Source organism: Streptomyces sp. NBC_00670, assembly GCF_036226765.1.
Lineage (GTDB): Bacteria > Actinomycetota > Actinomycetes > Streptomycetales > Streptomycetaceae > Streptomyces.
The window spans coordinates 5,138,850-5,162,563 of the sequence record NZ_CP109017.1 but is presented as its reverse complement, the minus strand read 5'-3'; the positions used below and the strand labels follow the sequence as shown (position 1 = coordinate 5,162,563).

The 23,714-nt window shown below is 72.0% G+C and carries 17 protein-coding genes and 1 pseudogene; 10 read left to right on the top strand and 8 right to left on the bottom strand.

What is annotated here, in order from left to right; translation table 11 throughout:
- Positions 1–364: 364 nt before the first annotated feature.
- From OIE12_RS23090 to OIE12_RS23065, 6 genes and pseudogenes are all read left to right on the top strand, one after another.
- Positions 365–871 (top strand): annotated as a pseudogene (locus OIE12_RS23090) (hypothetical protein); the annotation flags it as partial.
- 69 nt (positions 872–940) lie between these two features.
- Positions 941–2,299, top strand: a complete 1,359-nt coding sequence (locus tag OIE12_RS23085) for a hypothetical protein (RefSeq protein WP_329142149.1) — start codon at positions 941–943, stop codon at positions 2,297–2,299.
- Positions 2,296–3,828, top strand: coding sequence for a VWA domain-containing protein (locus OIE12_RS23080; protein WP_329138300.1), 1,533 nt, complete (start codon positions 2,296–2,298; stop codon positions 3,826–3,828). Before OIE12_RS23085 ends, OIE12_RS23080 begins: the two co-directional genes overlap by 4 nt.
- A gap of 90 nt (positions 3,829–3,918) precedes the next feature.
- On the top strand, positions 3,919–5,043 hold the full coding sequence (locus tag OIE12_RS23075) for an ATP-binding protein (protein ID WP_329138298.1): 1,125 nt from the start codon (positions 3,919–3,921) through the stop codon (positions 5,041–5,043).
- Positions 5,040–7,892 carry a hypothetical protein gene (locus OIE12_RS23070; RefSeq protein WP_443053889.1) on the top strand — a complete coding sequence of 951 codons (2,853 nt, stop codon included), beginning with the start codon at positions 5,040–5,042 and terminating at the stop codon, positions 7,890–7,892. The genes OIE12_RS23075 and OIE12_RS23070 overlap by 4 nt, the downstream gene beginning before the upstream one ends.
- A gap of 274 nt (positions 7,893–8,166) precedes the next feature.
- Positions 8,167–8,886, top strand: a complete 720-nt coding sequence (locus tag OIE12_RS23065; RefSeq protein WP_329138296.1) for a helix-turn-helix domain-containing protein — start codon at positions 8,167–8,169, stop codon at positions 8,884–8,886.
- Positions 8,887–9,077: 191 nt separating this feature from the next.
- Here OIE12_RS23065 and OIE12_RS23060 read toward each other — a convergent pair whose 3' ends face one another.
- Positions 9,078–10,103: an ATP-dependent 6-phosphofructokinase gene (locus tag OIE12_RS23060; protein ID WP_329138294.1), complete on the bottom strand. Its 1,026-nt coding sequence runs from the start codon at positions 10,101–10,103 to the stop codon at positions 9,078–9,080.
- A gap of 241 nt (positions 10,104–10,344) precedes the next feature.
- On the opposite strand from OIE12_RS23060, the gene pta reads away from it, so the two are divergent.
- The 3 genes from pta (at position 10,345) to pyk (ending at position 15,309) form a co-directional block, all read left to right on the top strand.
- Positions 10,345–12,420: a phosphate acetyltransferase gene (gene pta, locus OIE12_RS23055; protein ID WP_329138292.1), complete on the top strand. Its 2,076-nt coding sequence runs from the start codon at positions 10,345–10,347 to the stop codon at positions 12,418–12,420.
- A gap of 110 nt (positions 12,421–12,530) precedes the next feature.
- Positions 12,531–13,805, top strand: coding sequence for an acetate kinase (locus tag OIE12_RS23050; RefSeq protein ID WP_329138290.1), 1,275 nt, complete (start codon positions 12,531–12,533; stop codon positions 13,803–13,805).
- Positions 13,806–13,878: 73 nt separating this feature from the next.
- Positions 13,879–15,309, top strand: a complete 1,431-nt coding sequence (gene pyk, locus OIE12_RS23045) for a pyruvate kinase (RefSeq protein WP_329138288.1) — start codon at positions 13,879–13,881, stop codon at positions 15,307–15,309.
- Between the two features lie 111 nt (positions 15,310–15,420).
- Here pyk and OIE12_RS23040 read toward each other — a convergent pair whose 3' ends face one another.
- From OIE12_RS23040 to OIE12_RS23025, 4 genes are all read right to left on the bottom strand, one after another.
- The gene (locus OIE12_RS23040) at positions 15,421–16,827 is read right to left on the bottom strand and encodes a hypothetical protein (protein WP_329138286.1); all 1,407 of its coding nucleotides are present in this window, start codon (positions 16,825–16,827) and stop codon (positions 15,421–15,423) included.
- Positions 16,817–17,443, bottom strand: coding sequence for a DUF6114 domain-containing protein (locus tag OIE12_RS23035; RefSeq protein WP_329138284.1), 627 nt, complete (start codon positions 17,441–17,443; stop codon positions 16,817–16,819). Before OIE12_RS23035 ends, OIE12_RS23040 begins: the two co-directional genes overlap by 11 nt.
- 186 nt (positions 17,444–17,629) lie before the next feature.
- Positions 17,630–18,223: a DUF6230 family protein gene (locus OIE12_RS23030; protein WP_329138282.1), complete on the bottom strand. Its 594-nt coding sequence runs from the start codon at positions 18,221–18,223 to the stop codon at positions 17,630–17,632.
- A gap of 699 nt (positions 18,224–18,922) precedes the next feature.
- Positions 18,923–19,897, bottom strand: a complete 975-nt coding sequence (locus OIE12_RS23025; RefSeq protein ID WP_329138281.1) for a tetratricopeptide repeat protein — start codon at positions 19,895–19,897, stop codon at positions 18,923–18,925.
- Positions 19,898–20,151: 254 nt separating this feature from the next.
- Between OIE12_RS23025 and OIE12_RS23020 the strand changes: the two genes are divergently transcribed.
- Positions 20,152–20,769, top strand: coding sequence for a TetR/AcrR family transcriptional regulator (locus tag OIE12_RS23020; protein WP_329138279.1), 618 nt, complete (start codon positions 20,152–20,154; stop codon positions 20,767–20,769).
- A 231-nt stretch (positions 20,770–21,000) separates the two neighbouring features.
- Here the strand turns inward: OIE12_RS23020 and OIE12_RS23015 are convergent, their stop codons facing one another.
- The 3 genes from OIE12_RS23015 to OIE12_RS23005 form a co-directional block, all read right to left on the bottom strand.
- Positions 21,001–22,701, bottom strand: a complete 1,701-nt coding sequence (locus OIE12_RS23015) for an acyl-CoA mutase large subunit family protein (RefSeq protein ID WP_329138277.1) — start codon at positions 22,699–22,701, stop codon at positions 21,001–21,003.
- 84 nt (positions 22,702–22,785) lie between these two features.
- Positions 22,786–23,127 (bottom strand): DUF3817 domain-containing protein, encoded by a 342-nt coding sequence (locus OIE12_RS23010; RefSeq protein ID WP_030379990.1) that lies wholly within the window; start codon positions 23,125–23,127, stop codon positions 22,786–22,788.
- A 77-nt stretch (positions 23,128–23,204) separates the two neighbouring features.
- Complete coding sequence (locus OIE12_RS23005; protein ID WP_030379991.1) at positions 23,205–23,714, bottom strand: MarR family winged helix-turn-helix transcriptional regulator; 510 nt, start codon at positions 23,712–23,714, stop codon at positions 23,205–23,207.

The following is a 23,714-nucleotide window of genomic DNA, read 5'->3' as shown; positions in this document are numbered from 1 at the left end:
CGAAAGCCAGGCAGCACCACCCACCGCCCAGGGGCGCGGGGAACTGCGCGAGACGCCAAACGCGCCCGCACTCGCCCTACAACCCCGCCCGCCCGAGCTCTCCCGCGTCCGTCCCACCCACCCCAAGTCCCCCGGGGTCGAAGGGGCGGAGCCCCTGGGGGATGGGAAGGGTAGGGGCGGCGGGGGCGAACCCCCCGAACGCGCACCCCCACCCAGCCGCACCCCACCCGCACCGACCCCCATTGTCAGTACCCCCCGCTAGCTTCATTCCCGTACCGCGGTTCTGCCGCGAGGGGGGTCACCGAGGCATGCCCGCACACACCCCCCGGCAGCAACCCCCACGCACCGAAAAGGAGATGACGCGTTGTCGGAGTGGGAAACGGCAAGCACGGCCCGGGTGACCCCACCCGCCCGGCCACGCAAACTCGCCAAGGTCCCGTTCGTCGAACTGGCCGACGGCCGCCTCCAGGGCGTCGTCTCCAGCGGCTCGGACATCGAACGGGTCTACGTCTCGTCGGTCGCCACCGGCACCTACGCATACGCCTGCAGCACCAACAACAACCGCCCCTGCGGCGGCGCCCGCGGCGGCTTCTGCAACCACATCCTGGCCCTGATCAAGGAGGCCGTACTCCAGTACGGCCCCACCCGCGTCGCCCGCTACCTCCGCCTGGACCCCACCGACACCGGCGAGGAGCCGACGGCGGCGAGCATCGCCGCCGAGATGAGCGCGACCCGGCCCCAGCCGGCCGCCGACAAGGCCGCCGCCTCCGTCTTCAGCCGCTTCCTGCGCCACCTCGCCTACCTGGAACTCCCGCCCAGCACCACCCCGTCCCCGGAGATGCACTGGTTCCCGCCCACCAGGGGAACGGCACCCGCCACGGACACCGGCCCCGAGGACGCTGACCCGGACGCCACCCTTCTCGGCGCCCCCGTCCCCGGCCTGGACGACGCCCTGGACGCCGTCGCCGCCCTGGACCGTGCCCTCGTCGGCGGCCTGCTGCGCCCGACGCCCACCCAGGCCGCCGATCTGCAGACCTTCGCCGCCGCCCTGGCCGCCTCGCCGCTGGCCGCCCGGACCACGGAGGCGGCCGAGAAGGCCGCGGCCGGCGCCGCCGGCGAGGACCACTTCACCGCCCTCGCCGCCGCCCGCACGGCACTCCTCGGCTCCGTCCACGACGCGCTGACGGCCCGCGGCGAGGAGTTGACCGGCCGTCCGCACGACGCGGCCCCGGAACCGTCGCCCGCCGCGCCGCAGCCGGCGAACCTGCTGGTCGCCGCCCGCTCCTGGCTCTGCGACCTGGCCCGCACGGGCTGGCGCAACCTCGACCACGACGTGGTCGCGGGCGCCGCCCCCGTCGTCTCCGCGATGCTCCCGGAGCCGTCGCTGCGCCGCCTGGCGACGCTGCTGGACGGACTGGCGTTCGAGCTCGCCGCCTCCTGCCCGGGCGCCGCCCTGGAGCGGGTGCCCGAGCGCCGCTGGGGCGACCTGTGGTCGCGGGCGATGCTGCTGACCGTGCCCGGCGCCGCCGGCGCGGCCCCGTCCGGCACGGTCACCGGCCGGCTGCTGCCGCTCGGCGTCGACCTGCACGAACACGCGACGGCCGCACAGGCCCAGGTGCACGCGATCCTGGAGCCCGCCGACGGCTCGGCGCCCCGCCTGGTGCGGGCCGGGGTCTCGGTGCCGAAGCCCGACACGGTCGTCGGGGCCGGCGTCTGGCAGTTGCTGCGCCCGCACCTGTCGCTGCTGGCGGCGGTCGGCGAGGGCCGTGCGATGGACGTCACCGACATGCCGGTCACCGACGAGGGCGACCTGGTGTGGGGCGAGGAATACGCCCGCCGGGGCGAGCCCGCCGACGCCTTCGCCACCGCCCGCGTCGCCCTGCCCACCGCGGGCGCCGCGGCGACGGCGCCGCTGGACCGGCACCCCGCGCGGCTCGCGGAACCGGTGTTCCTGGAGGGCTATGAGAGCGAGCGGGACAAGGACAGCGGGGTCCTGACGTTCACCGTCGCCGGTCACCGTCTCGTCGTCGACACCGACCGCGTGCCGGATGCCGGGCCGCTCACCCCGGAGGCCGTGGCGGCGTCGCACGCGTGCATCGCGCTGCTGCGCTGGGACGCCGGACGGTTCCGGCTCCAGCCGCTGGCCGTCGAGACGACCGTACGGAAGAAGCCCGTCGCCGTGCACGCGGGGGCGTGGGCGGGCGGCACCACCGACAAGGCCGGGATCAAGGCGGAGAAGGCGGCGACGGACGCGGTGACGGTCCTGCGCGAGCGCGCCGGAAGGCTGCTGCGCAAATGACCGAGCCGAACGAGACCGCCGGGACGACCGAAACCGCCGCCGTGACCGAACCCACCGCCGTGGCCGGCACCACCGACGCCGCTGAGCCCGTCGTCGGAACGACCGCCCCCGAAGCCCCGGAGGCGAACCCGCACGAGACCCGCCGTCAGGTGCTCTACTGGCGGCTGCTCGCCCAGCTGTTCGACCCCGAGGAGCAGCCCGCGCTGGAGTCGTCGAGCCTCGCCGTCGTCAAGGACATCGGGCTGCCGCCCGCGCTGCTCGACCCGAAGGCGTCCGTCGACTCGGTCGTGCAGCGCCACCCCGAACTGGCCGACGAGTTCGACCGGTTGATGGTGCCCGAGCCCGACAACGCCGACGCCGCCGAGGGCGACGGCGGGCGGGACCGGGCGGCCGAGGTGCGGCGCGCGGCGCTGGTGTCCAAGGTGCTGCTCAACGTCTTCTCCGCCGGCTCCGGGACGGTCACCGCCGGGCAGCTGGCGCGCTGGCAGGCCGACGCGGGCTGGCTGGAGCGCGCGCTGGGCTGCGCGCCCGGCGGACTGCGGGGCGGCGGCGGACGCCCGGCCGGATCGAGTCCGGGTGGCGTCAGCCCGACCGGCACCGGCTTCGGCGCCCCGACACCCGACCTGAGCACGCTCATTCCGGCCATCGGCCCGGAACTGGGCGCCATCGAGGCCGACCTCGTCAAGCGGATGCGGCTGCGCGAGGTGCTCGCCGACCCCAGGCTGGCCTCGCAGCTGACGCCGAGCATGTCGCTGATGGAGCAGCTCCTGCGGGACAAGGACAACCTGTCCGGCGTCGCCCTGGCCAACGCCAAGGCGCTGATCCGCCGCTTCGTCGACGAGGTCGCCGAGGTGCTGCGCACCCAGGTGGAGAAGGCCACGGTCGGCGCCCTGGACCGGTCGGTCCCGCCGAAGCGGGTCTACCGCAACCTGGACCTGGACCGCACGATCTGGAAGAACCTGACCAACTGGGACCCGGAGGAGGAGCGGCTCTACGTCGACCGCCTCTACTACCGGCACACCGCCCGCAAGACGACGCCGCAGCGGCTGATCGTGGTGGTGGACCAGTCGGGTTCGATGGTCGACTCCATGGTCAACTGCACCATCCTGGCGTCGATCTTCGCCGGGCTGCCCAAGGTCGACGTCCATCTGATCGCGTACGACACCCAGGCGCTCGATCTCACCCCCTGGGTGCACGACCCCTTCGAGACCCTGCTGCGCACCAACCTGGGCGGCGGGACGGACGGCACGGTCGCGATGGCGCTGGCCCAGCCGAAGATCGCGGAGCCGCGCAACACCGTCGTCGTCTGGATATCCGACTTCTACGAGTGGCAGACCGAGCCGCTGTTCGAGTCGATGGCCGCGATCCACCGTTCCGGGGCCAAGTTCATCCCGGTCGGCTCGGTGACCAGCTCGGGGCGCGGCAGCGTCAACCCGTGGTTCCGGGAGCGGTTCAAGGACCTGGGGACGCCGGTGCTCTCCGGTCACATCCGCAAGCTCGTGCACGAGCTGAAGGCGTTCCTGACCTGAGTCGGCCCTGCGCCTTCCCCGCTCTTCGCTCTTCGCTCTTCGCTCTTCGCTCTTCACCCACTTGCTCACACACGTTCCGAAAGGCTCATCATGTCCGACCTGTTGCGCGCCCCCGCCGAGATCAAGTACGCCGAGGAGCTGGACTGGCTGGAGTCGGTCGACGACGGCCCCAAGCCGTTCTCCTGGCGGCTGTCGCCCAAGATGGTCCGCCTGTTCATCCTCGGTTCCGAGCGCGCCGACGGCCTGGACCGGGAGGTGACGCAGAAGTGGTTCGGCGACCGCAGCTTCGTCGAGCGGTCCATCGTGACGCTGGCCTCGGACCGCGGGCTGCTGCTGATCGGCGACCCCGGCACCGGCAAGAGCTGGCTGGCCGAGCTGCTGTCCGCGGCGATCTCCCGCAACTCCACGCTGGTGGTGCAGGGCACGGCCGGCACCACGGAGGACCACATCAAGTACTCGTGGAACGTCTCCATGGTGATCGCCAAGGGGCAGTCCCGGGAGTCGATGATCCCCTCCCCGATCATGACGGCGATGGAGACCGGCGCGATCGGCCGCTTCGAGGAGCTCACCCGCTCCACCAGTGACGTGCAGGACGCGCTCATCTCGATCCTGTCCGAGAAGTACATCTCGGTCCCCGAGCTGGGCAGTGACAACGACAGCGACAACATCGTCTTCGCCAGGCCCGGCTTCTCCGTCATCGCGACCGCCAACAGCCGCGACCGGGGCGTCAACGACCTGTCGTCCGCGCTCAAGCGCCGCTTCAACTTCGTCCGCATCCCGGTGGTGACCAACAAGAAGAGCGAGGCGGAGATCGTCCGCTTCCGCACCGAGGAGCTGCTGCGCCGGCACCGGATAGAGCTGGACGTGCCGCCCACGCTGCTGGACGTGCTGCTGCGCAGCTTCGCCGACCTGCGGGCCTCGGCCGCCGCGGCCGGCAGCGACGACGAGAAGCTGGAGTCGGCGCTGTCCACGGCCGAGCAGATCGGCGTGCTGGAGGACGCGATCCTGCACAGCAACTTCTTCGGCGAGAGCGCGCTGAGCGCCCGTACGCTCGCCTCCTCGCTGGTCGGGTCGCTGGCCCGGCGCGCGCCGGAGGACCTGGCCATCCTCAACAAGTACCTGCACGGCGTGGTCGAGCCGCGCAGCACGGAGGAGGGCGGCTCCTGGCCGGAGTTCCTCGAGGGCGGCCGCGACGCGATCGCGACCCTGTCGTGAGCGCGGCGGAGACCGCAGGCGCCGGGACGGCGACGGTGGCGGCGAAGGGCCCGTTCGGGGCACTGCGCGCGCAACTCCACGAGGCGGCCACGGAGTTCGCCGACGGGCCGGGCGCGCTGGAGGGCATCCTGCTCGGCATCGTCGACGACGTGGACCGGGCGGTGCGCGAGCCGCTGGAGATCTTCCCCGTCTGCCACCACTCGCCCGCCTCGGCGCTGGCGATGGCGCGACGGCTGCGGGAGAAGCAGCCGAAGGTGGTGTACCTGGAGCTGTGCGAGGACATGGCGCCGCTGCTGACCGAGTTGCGCAACTGCCGCCTGCCGGTGGCGGTGCAGGCGTTCGCCAGTGAGGTGGCGGGGCTGCCGGTCGAGTGGGCGCCGCTGTCGGTGGTCGCGCCGATCACCGAGGCGTCGGCGGAGTACCAGGCGATCGCGTACGCGCTGGACACGCCGGGTGTCGAGCTGGTCCTCGTCGACCGCTCCTCGGACCACGTCTTCCAGTGGCAGGCGCGCGAGACGCCGGACGGCGACGGCGCGGAGCCCGGGCCCGCGGACCCGGACGCGCCGTCGGCCGAGGAGGAGGCCGCGTTGCACGGTGACGCGGTCGGCGTGGAGATCGGCGATCTGCGGCCCCGGTTCGCGGAGCTGGAGGAGCATCTGCTGCGGCACGGGCGGGTGCGGCACTGGTCGGAGTGGTGGCATCAGTACGTCGAGGTGCCGCTCGGCGACGCCGCCGCCGACCACGACACCTACCGTCAGGTGATGCTGCTGATCGGCAGCCTGTTCCGGCGGCTGGCGCCCGGGGACGCCGGGCGGGTGCGGGTGGACGAGGACCGCGAGCGGTACATGTGGACCCGGATGCGGGAGCACCTGTCCGCGACCGGCACGGACCCGGCGGACTGCCTCTACGTGTGCGGGGCCTTCCACGCGGCCAGCAGGGTCGCGGAGTTCGGGGTCGACGGCACCGACACGTATCGGATCAGCCCGCCGAGCGGCAGCACCTGGCAGCACGGGCTGATCCCGTCCAGCCATGCGGCGATCGAGGCGCAGTTCGGGCTCGCGGCCGGTTCGGTGTCGATCGCGGCGACGGAGTGGGCGAAGAACGTCCGGCGGACGAAAGTGAAGCCGTACCGGCTGGCCGGGCAGGCGGGGGCGAAGAAGAAGGCGGCCGCGAAGCCGGCGCCCGCGCTCCCCCCGGCCACGGTCGGAGACCCGGCGCCGGACCGGCTCTCGGGCTTCCTGAGACGACCGCCCGTGCTCGACGGCGTGGACGAGGCGGAGCTGCTCGGCTGGTCGGTGGAGATCGTGCGGGCCGCGCGCCGGAGCGGCTACCTCGCCTCCACGGCCGACGCCATCGCCGTGTTCGAGACGTCGATCCTGCTGGCCGGGATGCGCGACCGGGCCAAGCCCACGCCGTACGACTTCCAGGACGCGGCCGTCACGTGCATCGAGAAGGACCGGGTGCCGGGGCGGCGCGACGTGCGGCGGCTCGTCGAGATCATGATGGGCGGCGACCGGATCGGACAGGTCGGCTACGACGCCCTGCCGCCGCTCGCCCGCGACGTCCACGACCGGCTCGCACCGCTCGGCATGAAGCTGCAACAGCGGGGTGTGCAGCGGGCGTTGCTGGACATCGCGGGCCGGCCCGAGCTGGCGCGCTGCTCCGACGTGCTGTGGATGCTGCGGTATCTGATGCCGCAGGGCGCCGCCCGCCCGATCATGGGCGAACGGACGCTGGGCGAACGGTCGTTGCAGGAGTCCTGGGACCTGGCGCTCGGCACCCACCAGCGGTCCCTGATCGAGCTCGGCTACGAGGGCGTCAGCATCGAACAGGTGCTGGAGCAGCGGCTGCGGCGCACGGCGTACGCACCGCGGGCGACGACGGCGACGGTGCTGGGGGCGGTCGAGGACGCGGTGCTGTACCTGGGCAGCCGCCGCCTCGCCGACGAGCTGGGCACGCGGGCGCTGGAGGTCCTGGCGACCGAGCGCAGCGTCGACGGGGCACCGGAAGTGCTGCGCCGGGTGCGGCGGCTGCTCGCGTACTACCGCACCAGCGTGCCGGAGCTGCCGGGGTGGGTGGAGTCCTTCGTCCGGACCGGTTACGCCCACTACTGCACGCTGCTGCCGACGGCGTTCACCGACGAGGAAGCGACGGTGGAGCAGGTCGCGGCGACGCTGGGCTTCCTGTTCGGCATGGAGGGGCTCGCGCTGTCGCTGGGCTGCGACCGGACGCAGCTGGAGCTGGCGGTCGCGCAGTCGCATCCGGAGGAGCCGGCGAAGGTGGCGCTGCTGTGGGCGGCACAGGTGCATCTGGGCCGGCTGTCGCGGGCGGAACTGCGGCGGCGGTGCGACGAGCTGCTGGGCAACCCGCTGGTGGTGCCGTCCTACCCGCGCTATCTGAGCGGGTTCCTGCACGCGCTGGAGCCGGTGCCGCAGCTCGCGGACTTCGTGGTGGAGTCGGTGTCCCACGCGTTCGGGCGGCTGCCGGACGCGGTGCTGCTGCCGTGGCTGCCGACGCTGATCACGTCACTGCGGGCGGGCGGGGCCGGTCCGGCCCCGCTGCTGATCCGCGAGGCCGGGCGGATCTTCCCGGGGCGGCTGGCGGAGCTCGACACATGGGTCCCCCCGTGGCGAGCGGCCCCGGCCGCGTCGCCGGCGCAGCCGACGGCACGCCCGTCCGGCAGCGCACTGCTCCGCACCCACCGGTCCACCACGGACGCGGTGGCGCGCCTGCTGGGCTGCGAGCAGAACTGGCCACCGACGGAGGCGCCGTCGCCCGCCGGCGCGGCAACACTGATGGCCAGCCATCCGGCGACGGGGGCAGCGCTGGAGGCACTGCTGAACCGGTGACAGGGCGCCCCGTAAGGGGCGCGGGGCTGTGTTGTCTGCGCGGCTCCGCCGCGGTGGGCGCGAGCAACCACCCACCCACCCGCACTCCCCACTCAACCCCACCCACCCGAGCTCGACCGGGGTTGTAGGGGCGGAGCCCCTAAGGGATGGGACGGGTAGGGGCGGCGGGGGCGAAAAAACGTCACGGCGCCCCCCGAACCGTAGCTTCCTACAATCCGTGAGTGTGGCCGAACAGAACGTAGTCACCGCAGCCCCGAACCCCTACGTTGGCCCCGTGCCGCACCGACCACACGTCCCGCAGCCCCCGCCCCCCACTCCCCCCTTCGACGCCCTCGCCGCCCGCCGCCTCCGCGCAGCCCTCGGCATGGCCCCCGAACACGTCGCCTACGGCATGCGCGCCTCGTTCGGGCTGCCGTACGTCACCCCCGACCTCGTGATCGCCTGGGAGCACGGGGACGCCACCCCCACCTCCTCCGAACTCGTCGCCCTCGCCGGCGTCCTGTGGTGCGCGCCCGGCGAACTCGTCGGCGCGCCGCGGACGTTGCGCGAGCACCGCGTGGCACGGGGGCTCGCGCCGGAGGACGTCGCACATGCAGTCGGGGTCGAACTGGTCGCGTACGTACGGATGGAGGAGGCGGGTGAGTGGCGCGGCACCGACCGGCAGTCGGCGGCGCTGGCCGACGTGCTGGAGCTGTCGCTGCCGGACTTCGTCACCGTGACGGGGCGGGAGGCGCGGCTCGCGGAGCTGTTGCGGGGGGCTGTCACTACGCGGTGGCAGGGGTATGTGCGGCAGGTGGGGAAGGTGGTGCCGCTGCATCGGCGGGTGATTGAGGAGGTGCTGGCGGAGATGCATGCGTCGTATCGGGGGGAGTTGGTGCCGACGCCGGTGGCTGGGGGGTTCGCGGGGGTGGCGGCGACGGCGTCCGGGGACGCGGGGCGGGAGTTTCTCGAGCGGGTGGTGGGGGTGTTCTGGGAGATGGTGGGGCGGGGGTAGGGGGTCTTCGCCCCCGCCGCCCCTACCCGTCCCATCCCTTAGGGGCTCCGCCCCTACAACCCCGGTCGAGCTCGGGCGGATCAGGGGCGTACGAGGGTGCGGGTGGGTGGGGACTTCTCGCGCAGTTCCCCGCGCCCCTGACGGGGGCGCCCCCAACGGCGCGCTCCCGCCCCACCCAGAACACCGTCCCCCTAGAACACCGACTCCGCCTCTTCCATCCGGTCCTTCGGGACCGTCTTCAGTTCCGTTACCGCCTGGGCCAGGGGGACCATGATGATGTCCGTGCCGCGCAGGGACGTCATGCGGCCGAACTCGCCCCGGTGAGCCGCCTCCACCGCGTGCCAGCCGAAGCGCGTCGCGAGGACGCGGTCGTACGCCGTCGGCACGCCGCCGCGCTGGACGTGACCGAGGATGACCGGCTTGGCCTCCTTGCCGAGCCGGCGCTCCAGCTCGTACGCCAGTGCCGTCCCGATGCCCTGGAACCGCTCGTGGCCGAACTTGTCGATCTCGCCGTGGCCGTAGTCCATCGAGCCGTCCACCGGGTGCGCGCCCTCGGCGACGCAGATCACCGCGAACTTCTTGCCGCGCGCGAACCGCTCCTCGACCATCTTGACCAGGTCGGCCGGGTCGAAGGCCCGCTCGGGCAGGCAGATGCCGTGGGCGCCGGCGGCCATGCCGGACTCCAGGGCGATCCAGCCCGCGTGCCGGCCCATGACCTCGACGACCATGACCCGCTGGTGGGACTCGGCGGTGGTCTTCAGCCGGTCCATCGCCTCGGTGGCGACGCCGACGGCCGTGTCGAAGCCGAACGTGCGGTCGGTCGAGGAGATGTCGTTGTCGATCGTCTTGGGCACGCCCACGACCGGCAGCCCCGCGTCCGACAGCATCCGGGCGGCCGTCAGCGTGCCTTCGCCGCCGATCGGGATGAGCGCGTCGATGCCGAACTCGTGGATCATGTCGGAGGCGTTCTCGCAGGCCTCGCGCAGCCGGTCGCGCTCCAGGCGGGAGGAGCCGAGGATCGTGCCGCCGCGGGCCAGGATGCCGCTGACGGCGTTGAGGTCGAGGGTGCGGTAGTGGCCGTCAAGGAGGCCTGCGTAGCCGTCCTCGAAGCCGATCACCTCGTCGTCGTACTGTGCGACCGCCCGGTGCACGACCGACCGGATCACTGCGTTCAGCCCCGGACAGTCGCCGCCGGCGGTGAGAACTCCGATGCGCATCGTGCTGTGTCTCCTGCTCGCTTCGGTACCTGTGAGCCACCTCGATTGTTTCACGCCCCACGACACGCTGCGGCGCGCCTCCGGTTCACCCGATGCGCGCAGCCCCGTCACCCGTACTGACGGGCGCCTTATCCAGCCCCGGGGGTACTGTCAAGAGGCTTCTGCGCACACCGGCGGAGGCACACCACACAGCCCCACCCCACAGTCCGACCGACCGACGCAACCGAGAAGGAGCGCACGCGTGACGCGCAGCGTGTACGTGACCGGGATCGACCGCGGCGACGGCCGCCAGGTCGTCGAACTGGGGGTCATGGAGCTGCTGACCCGCCGGGTCGACCGGGTGGGCGTGTTCCGGCCACTCGTCCACGACGGCCCCGACCGCATGTTCGAGCTGCTGCGCTCCCGCTACCGGCTCGCCCAGGACGCGGCGACCGTCTACGGCATGGACTACCACGAGGCGTCCGCGCTCCAGGCCGAGCGCGGCACGGACGAGCTGGTCTCCACGCTCGTCGACCGGTTCCACCGGGTCGCCCGGGACTACGACGTCGTCCTCGTCCTCGGCACCGACTTCGCCGCCACGCAGCTCCCGGACGAGCTGGCGCTCAACGCCCGGCTCGCCAACGAGTTCGGCGCGCCGGTGATACCCGTGGTCGGCGGCCGGGGGCAGTCCGCCGAGTCCGTGCTCGCCGAGACCCGCAACGCCCACCGCGCCTACCAGGGCCTGGGCTGCGACGTGCTCGCCATGGTGGCCAACCGGGTGGACCGGGCCGACCGCGACCTCATCGCGGAGCGGCTCGGCCCGCTGCTCCCGGTGCCCGGCTACGTGCTGCCCGACGAGCCCGCGCTGTCCGCGCCGACCGTCGCGCAGATCACGCAGGCGCTCGGCGCCACGGTGGTGCTGGGCGACGACTCGGGGCTGGCCCGGGACGCGCTCGACTTCGTCTTCGGCGGCGCCATGCTGCCGAACCTGCTGCCCGCGCTGACCCCGGGCTGCCTGGTCGTCACGCCGGGGGACCGCGCGGACCTGGTCGTCGGGGCGCTCGCCGCGCACAGCGCCGGCACCCCGCCGATCGCGGGCGTGCTGCTCACCCTGAACGAGGTGCCGAGTCCGGAGATCCTCACCCTGGCCGCCCGCCTCGCGCCCGGCACCCCGGTGCTCTCCGTGCCCGGCGGCAGCTTCCCCACCGCCGCCGAGCTGTTCTCCCTGGAGGGCAAGCTGAACGCGGCCACCCCGCGCAAGGCGGAGACCGCGCTCGGTCTGTTCGAACGGCATGTCGACACCGCCGACCTGCTCACCCGGGTCTCGGCGCCGAGCACCGGCCGGGTCACGCCGATGATGTTCGAACACGAGCTGCTCGAACAGGCCCGCTCCGACAAGCGCCGGGTCGTGCTCCCGGAGGGCACCGAGGAGCGGGTGCTGCACGCTGCCGAGGTGCTGCTGCGCCGGGGCGTGTGCGACCTGACGCTGCTCGGCCCGGTGGACGCGATCCGCAAGAAGGCCGCCGACCTCGGCGTCGACCTCGGCGACGCACTGCTGATCGATCCGGCCACCTCCGAGCTGCGGGAGTCCTTCGCCCAGCGGTACGCCGCCGTGCGCGCCCACAAGGGGGTCACGGTCGAGCTGGCGTACGACGTCGTCTCGGACGTCAACTACTTCGGCACCCTGATGGTGCAGGAGGGGCTGGCCGACGGGATGGTGTCGGGGTCCGTGCACTCCACGGCGGCGACGATCCGGCCCGCGTTCGAGATCATCAAGACGCGGCCGGACGCCTCGATCGTCTCGTCGGTGTTCTTCATGTGCCTGGCCGACAAGGTGCTGGTCTACGGCGACTGCGCGGTCAACCCCGATCCCGACGCCGAGCAGCTGGCCGACATCGCCACGCAGTCGGCGGCCACGGCCGCGCGGTTCGGCGTGTCGCCGCGGATCGCGATGCTGTCGTACTCCACCGGCAGCTCGGGCTCCGGCGCGGACGTCGACAAGGTGCGCGAGGCGACCGAGCTGGTCCGCGCGCGCCGGCCCGATCTGCGGATCGAGGGGCCGATCCAGTACGACGCCGCGGTGGAGCCCTCGGTCGCGGCGACCAAGCTGCCCGGATCCGAGGTGGCCGGGCAGGCGACGGTGCTGATCTTCCCGGACCTGAACACCGGCAACAACACCTACAAGGCCGTGCAGCGCTCGGCCGGCGCGATCGCCGTCGGACCGGTCCTCCAGGGGCTGCGCAAGCCGGTCAACGACCTGTCCCGCGGGGCCTTGGTCGGCGACATCGTGAACACCGTCGCCATCACCGCGATCCAGGCGCAGACCCCGGCGAACTGAGCCCGACGGCCCGGCGGATCCGGGCGGCTCCGGGTCCCGGCACACGCCGGCCGCCGTTCGCCACCTCACCGCCACTCCCCCGCCACCTTCGACAGAGAGCATCAGCCCCCGTGACCGCGACAGCCCCCAGGACCGAGACAGCTTCCTCGAACGCGACCCGCGTCCTCGTCCTCAACTCCGGCTCCTCGTCGGTGAAGTACCAGCTCCTGGACATGCGCGACCGCAGCCGGCTCGCCGTCGGCCTGGTGGAGCGCATCGGCGAGCAGACCTCCCACCTCAAGCACACCCGGCTCGCCACGGAGGGCGACGCGGACGCCACCCGTGAGCGCAGCGGGCCGATCGCCGACCACGAGGCCGCGCTCGGCGCCGTCGCCGAGGAGCTCGCCGCCGACGGCCTCGGCCTGGACTCCCCCGACCTGGCCGCGATCGGGCACCGCGTGGTGCACGGCGGGATGTTCTTCACCGAGCCCACCGTGATCGACGACGCCGTGCTCACCGAGATCGAACGGCTGATCCCGGTGGCGCCGCTGCACAACCCGGCCAACCTCACCGGCATCCGCACCGCCCTGGGGCTGCGCCCGGACCTGCCGCAGGTCGCCGTGTTCGACACCGCGTTCCACACGACGATGCCGGAGCACGCCGCCCGCTACGCGATCGACACCAAGATCGCCGACCGGTTCCGGGTGCGCCGCTACGGCTTCCACGGCACCTCGCACGCCTACGTCTCCCGGGCCGCCGCGAAGCTGCTGGACAGGGCGCCCGAGGACGTCAACGTGATCGTGCTGCACCTGGGCAACGGGGCGTCTGCCTCGGCCGTGCGGGGCGGGGTGTGCGTGGACACCTCCATGGGGCTGACGCCTTTGGAGGGGCTGGTGATGGGTACCCGCTCGGGCGACATGGACCCCGCGGTCATCTTCCATCTGCGGCGGGTGGGCGGGATGTCCATGGACGAGATCGACACGCTCCTGAACAAGCGGAGCGGACTGTTCGGTCTCTGCGGCGACAACGACATGCGGGAGATCCAGCGGCGGATCGACGCGGGCGACGCGCAGGCGCGGCTCGCCTTCGACCTCTACGTCCACCGGCTGCGGAAGTACATCGGCGCGTACTGCGCGGTGCTCGGGCGGGTGGACGCGGTGGCCTTCACCGCGGGCGTGGGCGAGAACGCGGCGGCGGTGCGGCGGGCCGCGATCGAGGGCCTGGACGTCTTCGGCCTGGCGGTCGACGAGGAGCGCAACGCGGTGCGCTCCGGGGAGGCGCGGCTGATCTCGCCGGACTCCGCGCGGGTCGCCGTCGCCGTCGTACCCACCGACGAGGAGATGGAAATCGCCACCCAGACCTACGCATTGGTCGCGGACGGGACCGCCCTGGAGGACCACACCTGAGCGGCAACCCGCGCATTTGTAGCTTCCGCCCGACGGAATATTCCGTAGCGAAACAAACCGATAGGATCGCCCCATGCGCCGTTCGAAAATCGTCTGTACTCTCGGCCCCGCGGTCGACTCCCACGAGCAGCTCGTCGCGCTGATCGAGGCCGGCATGAACGTGGCCCGCTTCAACTTCAGCCACGGTTCGCACGCCGAGCACCAGGGGCGTTACGACCGCGTCCGCGCCGCCTCCCAGGAGACGGGCAGGGCCATCGGTGTCCTCGCCGACCTCCAGGGCCCGAAGATCCGGCTGGAGACCTTCGCCGAGGGCCCGGTCGAGCTGGTGCGCGGTGACGAGTTCACCATCACCACCGAGGACGTGCCGGGCGACAAGTCGATCTGCGGCACGACGTACAAGGGCCTGCCCGGCGACGTCTCCAAGGGCGACCAGATCCTGATCAACGACGGCAACGTCGAGCTGAAGGTCCTGGACGTCGAGGGCCCCCGGGTGCGCAGCATCGTCATCGAGGGCGGTGTCATCTCCGACCACAAGGGCATCAACCTGCCCGGCGCGGCGGTGAACGTCCCGGCGCTGTCCGAGAAGGACATCGACGACCTGCGCTTCGCGCTGCGCATGGGCTGCGACCTGGTGGCGCTCTCCTTCGTGCGCGACGCCGACGACGTCAAGGACGTGCACCGGGTCATGGACGAGGAGGGCCGCCGGGTCCCCGTCGTCGCCAAGGTCGAGAAGCCGCAGGCGGTGGCGAACATGGAGGCCGTCGTGATGGCCTTCGACGGCGTGATGGTGGCCCGCGGCGACCTTGCCGTGGAGTACCCGCTGGAGAAGGTCCCGATGGTGCAGAAGCGGCTCATCGAGCTGTGCCGCCGCAACGCCAAGCCGGTGATCGTGGCGACCCAGATGATGGAGTCGATGATCACCAACTCCCGGCCCACCCGCGCCGAGGCGTCCGACGTGGCCAACGCGATCCTGGACGGCGCGGACGCGGTGATGCTGTCGGCCGAGTCGAGCGTGGGCGCGTACCCGGTCGAGACGGTCAAGACGATGTCGAAGATCGTCGCCGCGGCCGAGGAGGAACTGCTCTCCAAGGGGCTTCAGCCGCTGGTCCCGGGCAAGAAGCCGCGCACGCAGGGCGGTTCGGTGGCCCGTGCGGCCGCCGAGATCGCCGACTTCCTGGGCGGCAAGGGGCTGGTGGCCTTCACCCAGTCCGGCGACACCGCCCGCCGGCTCTCCCGCTACCGCGCGGCCCAGCCGATCCTGGCCTTCACCACCGACGAGTCGACACGCAACCAGCTCGCGCTGAGCTGGGGCGTGGAGTCGCACGTGGTGCCGTTCGTGAACACCACGGACGAGATGGTCGACCTGGTCGACCAGGAGATGATCCGGCTCAAGCGGTTCAACGCCGGTGACATCGTGATCGTCACCGCCGGCTCCCCGCCCGGCGTCTCCGGCACCACCAACATGGTGCGCGTGCTCCACCTGGGCGAGGGGGACCGCGGCTAGCCGCACCGCGCCGGGGGGCGCGCACAGGACAGCAGGGCTGTGGCCCGGTACCCGCCTCACCGGCGGATACCGGGCCACAGTCCGTTGCGGCTCCCGGGGGGGGTCGGTGGGTCAGCCGTCGGTCGTGTACTGGTGCAGACCGGGGATGTGCAGGGTGCCGCCGAACTGGCCGGCCTGGACGACCTCGACGTGGGTGAAGTAGATCAGCGGGATGTTCAGCGGCGGCGGGTGCTCCGGGTCGAACGTGATCGGGATGAGGCCGAGCAGATTGCCGGAGATGCTCTCGGTGTACATGACGGTGTCGCCGTCGGTGATGGTCGAGATCGAGCCCTTGGCGGCCTGGACGTGGTGCGTCGTGCCGGTCCGCGGGTCGAGCACCGTCTGGTGCAGGTCGCCGATGTCGGTGCCGGCGGAGATGACGTACTTGAGGACCTTCTTGGTGGTGCCGTCGGCGGTCCTGACCTCGACGATGCCCTTGTAGTCGGCGCCCTTCAGCGTCAGCGAGCTGGCCTGGAGGTGCCAGGGGTCGTCGGGGAGGAGCACCTGGTTGTCGACGCCGCCCTCGGCGTCGGTGGCCACCGGGCAGTCGTCCGGGTCGGTGCCGTCGCTCGCGGAGGCGGACGGGCTGGGGTCGGCCGAGCTGGAGGGGGACGGCGAGGACGTGGCCTCCTCCGCCGCCTCCTTGGCCTTCTCGGTGGCCTTCTGAGCCGCGTCCCCCGCCGCCTCGGTCGCCGTGTCGGTGACGTCCTTGACGGCGTCCCCGGCCGTGTCGGTGACCTTCTTGGTGGTCTCCTTCGCCTTGGCGGCGGCGTCGTCGGCCGTCTTGGACGCCGAGGGGTCCGGGGTGGCCGACGAGGTGTCGCCGGAGTCCGCGGCGTCGTCGCCCGGGGTGAGGATGTCCTTCAGGGCGTCGCCGATGCCCTGCAGCAGCCCGCCACCGCCGCTCGCGGAGGCGGAGGGAGAGGCGGACGGCTCGCTCTTGTCGTCGCCCGCGCCCTTGTCCTCGGAACCTGAATCCGAGGAAGAGGACGAGGAGGACGAGGAGGAGCCCGAGTCGGAGTTCGATGTCGACGAGGAACCGGAGGATCCGGAGCCCGACGTGTCCGCCGAATCCGAGGAGCCCTTCGAGCCGTCGGACGTGGAACCCTTCGAGTCGTCGGAGGACGACGAGCCCGTCTTCTCGTCCGCCTTCCCCGACTCGGTGTCCTTGTCCTCGGCCTCGGCCTTGTCCTTGGCCGATTCCGACGCGGACGGCGAGGCCGACGCGGAGGCCAGTGCGTCCACGCAGTCCTTGTACTCCTCGGCCGACAGGGTCTTGGAGGGCGACGGCTGGTCGTCGGCGGTGGCGAGCGTCGGCGTGAGCCCCATCCCCATGAGGACCGCCGTCGGCATCGCCGCCAGCGCTATCGCCTTGCCGGCCGGCACGTGGAAGCGGGTGAACAGCGGCTTCCTCGGGGCCGCGTGGCGCGGCCCGGTTCTCGGGGGCGCGGCGATGTCGCGCGCCTCGTCAGCGGACACGGTACCCCCCGTCCTGGTCCTCGAAGCCGTGGGCGTCCGGGGTGCCCTCGCCGGCGGAAGAGTGCGGCGGACGCGGGGTGTACGGCGCCGCCGGGCCGTCGGCGGAGGCGTGCGGCGTCCCCGGCTCGTCGGCGGCGGGTACGGCGGGCGGGACGGCGGCCTCGCCGCCCGGGTCCTGCTGCCCGGCGTCCGGCTCGGCCTTGGCCCGCTCGGGCTTGGCCTTGCTGGGCACCCAGGAGATGGCCAGGGCGCCGCCGAGCATCGCCAGCAGGAAGCCGACCACGAACCCGCCGATGTTGGACACCACCAGGGACACCAGGCCCAGGATGATCGCCGCGACTCCGGCGAAGACCCGGGTGGCCTTCTGGAACCACATCGTCAGCCCCAGCGTGACCAGCAGCACACCGATGATCAGTGAGGCGGAGCCCGCCGTCGTCGACATGGTGACCGACATGGTGCCCAGCTTGAGCGTGGCATACGGGAAGTAGGCGATCGGCACTCCGCCGAGCGCGGTGAGAAGGCCCGCCCAGAAAGGCCGGCTGCCCCGCCAGGCGCGGAAGCCCAGACGCATCCGGGTGAAGGTCCCGTCGCGTCGGACCGGGGTCTCGGCACTCATGGAAAACAGCTCCCTGGGTCCGGTGGAGGTACGTACCGGCTCGGCCATGGGGACGGTAAGCCGGAAGTCGAAGGGTGCAAGGATGCCCGGAGCGCGGCGCCGGCCGGGAACCGGGGTGGGGAAGCCGGGGCCTCCCCACCCCCTCGATGCCTCAGTTGCCCCAAGGCACCCGTGCCGCGGGAGCCGTCAGAAGCACTCCATGTCGGCGTCCGTGCCGAGCCGCATCTTCAGGCCGCTGAGCTTGAAGGTGCCGGCCGTGGTCGCCCAGGCCGTCTGCTTGACGTCCGTCAGGTCGGCCGAGGTCGCCTGCTGGGCGAAGCCGCCCGGCAGCGCGTTCTCACCGCTCTTGACGGCAGGACCCTTGGTCTGGTCCTTGACGGCCACGCCGATGTCGATGTTCTTGAACGTCGCATCGGCGTCGAGCTGGGCCACATCGATGTAGAGGTTCTTGGCCTCCACCTTGTGGTTCGCGTCGGGCCCGGCTTCCAGTCGGAGGTAGAACGTCTTCCCGATGAGCGGGATCGTCGTCTTGACCGACTGGCACATGTTCGTGATTTCGGCGTTCTTGAACGACGAGATCGCGACGGGGTGGACCGTCTTTTCCTTGCCCTCGGTCGTCGTGTAACCGCTGTCGACGCCGCCGTACTGCGCGAAGCCCTGACCCTCGAGGTGGCCGGCCCGCACCTTGAACTCCTGGCCGGACACGCTGAAGGACGCGGCCAGCGCGCCCTGGGCCAGACTCACACCGATAGCTGCGGCAGCGGCCACGCTGGGCACCATGACCACAGCGAACCGCTTCCATCTGGTCCCGCCACGCACCTGGGACTCCATCATTTCCTCCTTCTCGGACGTACATCTCCTGACCCCGGCTGCCCCCGAGTAGGCGGCCGAGCCCGGGCAGGGATGGGAGAAGTGCTACGTCCTCGGTAAGGAGAGCGCCCGTGGCGCCGGGCACGGACCGCGCCCGGATCACCGGCGATCACCCCCGAGCGACAACCACTGGTCGCGCCTGACACGCATCACGCACAACCTGCCGGACAGGCTCCACCGGACGGCGGAGACCCCCCTGTCCAGGAACCGGCGTCACTGTCGCCGGCCCCTGCCCGGTGGGGACCCAAGACGCTCCGCGACCCGGCTGGCTGCGGGGTACGGCATTGGACCGAGCGTCGCCGATCGTGGTGCATTCCGGCCGCCCCCGCAAGGGGGTTCGTTACTCGCTAGTAACGGCGGGATAACCGCGCCACGACGCGACGGCGCCGGACGGCGACGCTCGGTGGCACAAAGCGGGGCGACGAACTGGTTGAAGTACGGACAGACACCGACAGACCAACAAGGTCGATTTACTCGGAGTAACAGCGGCCGCGATTGCCAAGTTTTGGCAAAGCGCGGCCGCCTGCGCCACTCGGTCGGCGAATTTTCACCGGGGCATCACAGCACCCGATGTTTAGCGACAGGTCATCAGCAAGACGCGTAAACCGGTCAGAACAGGGCCCGGGCGAGCGCCCTGCGCGCCATCGTCACCCGGGGGTCCTCGGCCCCGACGACCTCGAACAGTTCGAGGAGCCGCACCCGCACCGCGTCCCGGTCGTCACCGGCCGTGCGGCGCACCGTGTCGGTCAGCCGGCCGAAGGCGTCCTCCACATGACCGCCCACCAGATCCAAGTCGGCGGCGGCGATCTGCGCGGCCACGTCAGAGGGCTTCTCGGCGGCCTCCTGACGCACCTTCTGCGGGTCCAGACCCTGCACCCGCTGGAGCAGCTCGGCCTGCGCGAGGCCCAGCTTCGCCTCAGGGTTGCCGGGATCGTCGCTCAGCACGTTCTTGTACGCCGCCACGGCGCCCGCCAGGTCGCCCGAGTCCAGGGCGCTGACGGCGGCCTCCAGCAGGGCGTCGTACGGGCCGGCCGGGGCCTCCGCGTCGGCCGGGCGCCCGCCGGGCACCGCGTCCGGGTCGACGGTCAGCCCCGTCAGCCCGAACCGCTGCTCGGCGACCTGGACGAGCTGGTCAAGGGTTTCCCGGATCTGCTGCTCGCCCGCCGCGCCCTGGAACAGGGGCAGCGCCTGGCCGGCGACGACGGCGAAGACCGCCGGGATGCCCTGGATGCCGAACTGCTGCATCAGCATCTGGTTGGCGTCGACATCGACCTTGGCGAGCAGGAACCGGCCGTTGTACTCGACGGCCAGCCGCTCCAGGACCGGGCTCAACTGCTTGCAGGGCTCGCACCACTCGGCCCAGAAGTCGATGACGACGGGTACCTCGGTGGAGCGCTGCAGTACGTCACGTTCGAACCCGGCCTCGTCGACGTCGAGCACCAGGTCCGCGGGGGACACCGCCCCCGTGTCGCCCCGCCGGGCGGCTTCGGCGCGCGCCTGCTCCGCCTTCGCCTTGGCCTCCTGGGCCGCCTTCACCGCGGCGAGGTCGACGACTCCGCTCATGGACATGTTCCGTGGCTGCATGAGTACATCCTCCCCCTTCCGCGCACACGCGTGGTCCCCGCGTCCGATCCGGGGGGATCGTGCGCGGGTGCGCCGGGTCCCCACCCGGCGCAGTACGCCGGGTCCCCACCCGGCGCCGTGGTCGTCGCTTTTCGCTACGGCTCGTAGCGTAACCGGGGTGCGGGGCGGCCGTGAGCCCTCTTCCGGTGATCTCCCTCACGACTTCACAACACTGACGCATACCGGCCGCCGAGCGGCCGGATATGGTCACTGACATGCCCGAACACCCCTCCGCGTCCCGTCCCGCCGGGCGCCCCCGCAGCGCCGCCGCGGACGCCGCGATCCTCGAGGCGACGCGGGCGGCACTGGTCGACCTGGGCTGGTCCCGGCTGACCCTCGGCGACGTGGCGACGCGGGCGGGCGTGGCGAAGACCACGCTGTACCGGCGGTGGGCGGGCAAGAACGAGCTCGTCGTGGACGCGGTCGCCGTCCTCTTCGACGAGCTCGAACTGCCGGACCGGGGCAGCCTGGCGGCGGACGTCGAGGGCGTGGTGCGGCAGTTCGCCGCGATCCTGGACCGGCCGGAGACCAAGACGGCGCTGATGGCGGTGGTCGCCGAGGCCACGCGGGACGCGCCGCTGCGGGAGCGGATCCGGACGTCGATCGTGGAGCGGCAGAAGCGGCTGGTGGTGGAGGGGCGGGCCCGCGCGACGGCCCGCGGCGAACTCCCCGCGGAACCGGACGCGGGGGCGGCGGCGCGGGCGGCGGATCTCATCTTCGACGTGGTGGCGGGGGCGGTGGTCCACCGCACGCTGGTGAGCGGCCAGCCGGCGGACGCGGCGTGGGCGTCGGCGTTCACGAGACTGCTGCTGGAGGGCCTGGCGGGGGTGTGAACGGGGCACCACCCGGGGGGCGCGGAGCGCCCAAGAGCTCGGGGGGCGGGCGATGTTCGGCGAGTGCAGCTACGTCGTGGTTGCTCGCGCAGTTCCCCGCGCCCCTAACGGGGCGCACAGTCGCCCGCGCCCCCGCGGCGGAGCCGCGCAGACAACACAGCCCCGCGCCCCTTGCGGGGCGCCCCCGCGGCGGAGCCGTGCAGAGACACAGCCCCTCGCCCCTTCGGGCCGTCAGAAGCCCGGGGGTTCCGTGTAGACGCCCCATTCCTCGCGGAGCGCGTCGCAGATCTCGCCCAGCGTCGCCTCCGCCCGCACCGCGTCCAGCATGGGCTCGACCATGTTCGACCCACCCCGCGCCGCCGCGAGCATCGCGTCGAGCGCGCCCCGCACCGCCGCATCGTCCCGCGCCGCCCGCCGCTCACCGAGCACCCGCACCTGCTCCCGCTCCACCTCATGGCTGACCCGCAGGATCTCCAGGTCCCCGGTGACCGACCCGGTGTGCGCGTTGACGCCCACGACCCGCTTGTCGCCCTTCTCCAGCGCCCGCTGGTACCGGAACGCCGACTCCGCGATCTCCCCCGTGAACCACCCGTCCTCGATCCCGCGCAGGATCCCCGAGGTGATCGGACCGATCGGGTGCCGGCCGTCCGGATGCGCCCGCAGCCCCCGTTCCCTGATCTGCTCGAAGATCTTCTCCGCGTCCGCCTCGATCCGGTCGGTCAGCTGCTCGACGTACCAGGACCCGCCCAGCGGGTCGGCCACATTGCCGACCCCGGTCTCCTCCATCAGCACCTGCTGCGTGCGCAGCGCGATCTCCGCCGCCTGCTCGGACGGCAGCGCCAGCGTCTCGTCGAGCGCGTTGGTGTGCAGCGAGTTCGTGCCGCCGAGCACCGCCGCCAGCGCCTCCACCGCCGTCCGCACCACGTTGTTGTACGGCTGCTGCGCGGTCAGCGAGACCCCGGCGGTCTGCGTGTGGAAGCGCAGCCACTGCGCCTTCTCCGACGTCGCCCCGTACACGTCCCGCATCCAGCGCGCCCAGATCCGCCGGGCGGCCCGGAACTTGGCTATCTCCTCGAAGAAGTCGACGTGCGCGTCGAAGAAGAAGGACAGCCCCGGGGCGAACACGTTCACGTCCAGACCGCGCGAGAGGCCCAGCTCGACGTACCCGAACCCGTCCGCGAGGGTGTACGCGAGCTCCTGCGCGGCCGTGGAACCGGCCTCGCGGATGTGGTAGCCGGAGACGGACAGCGGCTTGTACGCGGGGATGCGGGCGGCGCAGTGCTCCATCAGGTCGCCGATGAGCCGCAGATGCGGCTCGGGCTGGAAGAGCCACTCCTTCTGCGCGATGTACTCCTTGAAGATGTCCGTCTGCAAGGTGCCGTTGAGGACGCCCGGGTCCACGCCCTGCCGCTCGGCGGCGACCAGGTACATGCAGAAGACGGGCACGGCGGGCCCGCTGATCGTCATGGACGTCGTCACGTCGCCGAGCGGGATGTCCTTGAAGAGGACCTCCATGTCGGCCGCCGAGTCGATCGCCACACCGCAGTGCCCGACCTCGCCGAGCGAGCGCGGGTCGTCGGAGTCGCGGCCCATGAGCGTGGGCATGTCGAACGCGACCGACAGTCCCCCGCCGCCGTTGGCGAGGATCATCTTGTAGCGCTCGTTGGTCTGCTCGGCGTTGCCGAACCCGGCGAACTGCCGGATCGTCCACGTCCGCCCGCGGTAGCCGGTCGGGTACAGGCCGCGGGTGAAGGGGTACTCCCCCGGCCAGCCGATCCGTTCGAAGCCCTCGTAGGTGTCGCCGGGCCGGGGCCCGTAGACCGGGTCCACGGGGTCGCCGGAGAGCGTGCTGAAGTCGGCGTCGCGGGTGCGGGAGGCGTCGTAACGGGCCTGCCAGCGACGGCGGCCCTCCTCGATGGCGTCAGCGTCCATACCCCCGAATTTACTAGGACGTCCAAGTAAATGTCGATGGGGGACCGCCGTACGTGTGCCCGTACGGCGGCGGGAGGGCCCTCGCTACGCCTTGGCGGCGGCCGGCGCCGCGTCCTGCGCGAGCTTCGGCTCCAGCTCGTGGCTGATCCGGCGCTCCACGAAGAAGGCCGCGGTCGGCACGGTGCCCGCCAACAGGACCCACAGCTGCTTGGCCACCGGCCACTTCGCCTTGGCGCCCAGGTCGAAGGCGAACACGAGGTACACGACGTAGAGCCAGCCGTGTGCGATGGCGACGACCCGGGTGAAGTCCGCGGCACCGTCGACGTCGAACCCGTACTTGGCGATCATGCTGAGGCACAGCAGGACCAGGAGCACACCGGTGACGTAGGCCATCACCCTGTACCGGGTCAACACGCTTTTCTTCATGGGTACGAGCGTAACGAGCGAGTGGGCCCGATCTTCCGGCACCCCCGGTGGCGTACGACACCCCTGACGGGGCCCTGTCACTCGTCCTCGAAGTCGTGCGCCGCCACCCGCAGCGGCCGCAGCATCGCGAAGATCTCCTGGCACTCCTCCGCGTCGTACGCGCCCAGGCCGAAGTCCATCGCCATCAGCTCGCGGGTGGCGGCGTCGCACACCTCGCGGCCCTTGTCGGTGATGGAGGCGAGGGTGCCGCGGCCGTCGTTGGGGTTGGGGCGCTTGGCGACAAGGCCCGACGTCACCAGCCGGTCGACGGTGTTGGTGACGGAGGTCGGATGCACCATGAGCCGCTCGCCGATCTTGGACATCGGCAGCTCGCCGGACTTCGAGAACGTGAGCAGCACCAGCGCCTCGTACCGCGCGAACGTCAGTCCGTACGGTTTGACGACCGCGTCGACCTCGGCGAGCAGGATCTGCTGGGCCCGCATGATCGAGGTGATCGCCGCCATGGAGGGCACGCTGCCCCACCGCTGCTTCCAGTGTTCGTCGGCGCGCGCGATGGGGTCGAAGGAGAGACCGAGGGGCTTTGGCAC

Bases quoted from the DNA above. Each gene is read 5' to 3' on its own strand.
- OIE12_RS23060 (WP_329138294.1), bottom strand. From the start codon at position 10,103: ATGCGCATCGGAGTTCTCACCGCCGGCGGCGACTGTCCGGGGCTGAAC.
- OIE12_RS23030 (WP_329138282.1), bottom strand. From the start codon at position 18,223: ATGGTGCCCAGCGTGGCCGCTGCCGCAGCTATCGGTGTGAGTCTGGCC.
- OIE12_RS23035 (WP_329138284.1), bottom strand. From the start codon at position 17,443: ATGAGTGCCGAGACCCCGGTCCGACGCGACGGGACCTTCACCCGGATG.
- OIE12_RS23020 (WP_329138279.1), top strand. From the start codon at position 20,152: ATGCCCGAACACCCCTCCGCGTCCCGTCCCGCCGGGCGCCCCCGCAGC.
- OIE12_RS23015 (WP_329138277.1), bottom strand. From the start codon at position 22,701: ATGGACGCTGACGCCATCGAGGAGGGCCGCCGTCGCTGGCAGGCCCGT.
- OIE12_RS23075 (WP_329138298.1), top strand. From the start codon at position 3,919: ATGTCCGACCTGTTGCGCGCCCCCGCCGAGATCAAGTACGCCGAGGAG.
- OIE12_RS23025 (WP_329138281.1), bottom strand. From the start codon at position 19,897: ATGCAGCCACGGAACATGTCCATGAGCGGAGTCGTCGACCTCGCCGCG.
- pyk (WP_329138288.1), top strand. From the start codon at position 13,879: ATGCGCCGTTCGAAAATCGTCTGTACTCTCGGCCCCGCGGTCGACTCC.
- OIE12_RS23080 (WP_329138300.1), top strand. From the start codon at position 2,296: ATGACCGAGCCGAACGAGACCGCCGGGACGACCGAAACCGCCGCCGTG.
- OIE12_RS23010 (WP_030379990.1), bottom strand. From the start codon at position 23,127: ATGAAGAAAAGCGTGTTGACCCGGTACAGGGTGATGGCCTACGTCACC.